Origin of the sequence: Streptomyces sp. SP18BB07, assembly GCF_036322545.1 — a bacterium.
Lineage (GTDB): Bacteria > Actinomycetota > Actinomycetes > Streptomycetales > Streptomycetaceae > Streptomyces > Streptomyces deccanensis.
In genome coordinates this window covers 1-678 of sequence record NZ_JAQYWT010000028.1, presented here as the reverse complement: position 1 = coordinate 678, position 678 = coordinate 1, and the positions used below count along the sequence as shown (strand labels likewise).

General features: G+C 66.5%; 1 protein-coding gene. It reads right to left on the bottom strand.

Annotation, left to right across the window (positions count from 1 at the left end; all coding sequences use genetic code 11):
- Positions 1–158: 158 nt before the first annotated feature.
- Positions 159–678 (bottom strand): DUF3459 domain-containing protein (locus PUR53_RS00075; RefSeq protein ID WP_329894942.1); only part of this gene is annotated, 520 nt, incomplete at its 5' end.

Below are 678 nucleotides of genomic sequence, written 5' to 3'. Positions count from 1 at the left end.
TTTGGCGGTCAGGCCCTTGAGGTCGCCGATGCCGTCGCCGTTGCTGTCCTGGAAGGAGCGGACGAGGACCTCGTAGAAGACGGCGCGTTTGAACCAGTCCGGGTCCCGGTCCTTCTGCGGCGTGTCCTCGAAGGTGTCCGGGATGGGTTTGTTCATGGTCATGGCGTACCTGACCCTCCGATCTGCGACGAGGAGGACGAACTGTCGTCCTGGAGCTGGACGTGGAGGACGTGCGCGGGTGCCCGCCCGGGCTCCAGGCGCACGTAGTTCGTCCTTCCCCAGCGGTAGGTCTCCCCTGTCAACTCGTCGCGCACTGGCATGTTTTCGCCCATGCCCAGGCCGAGTTCCGCCATGTCGAGCGTGATCGTGGCCTCCTGGGTGCGGTGGGGGTCGAGGTTGACGACCACCACGACCGCGTCCCGCCCGGCGCGCTTGCTGTACGCGATCACCGCGTCGTTGTCCGTGTGGTGGAAGCGCAGGTTCCGCAGTCCGTGCAGTGCGGGGTGCCGCCGTCTGATGTGGTTGAGCGCGGTGATGAGGGGGGCGATGGTGCGTCCGTCGCGTTCGGCGGCGTCCCAGTCGCGGGGGCGGAGTTGGTATTTCTCGGAGTCGAGGTATTCCTCGCTGCCGGGTTTGAGGGGGGTGTTCTCGCAGAGTTCGTAGCCGGAGTAGACGCCC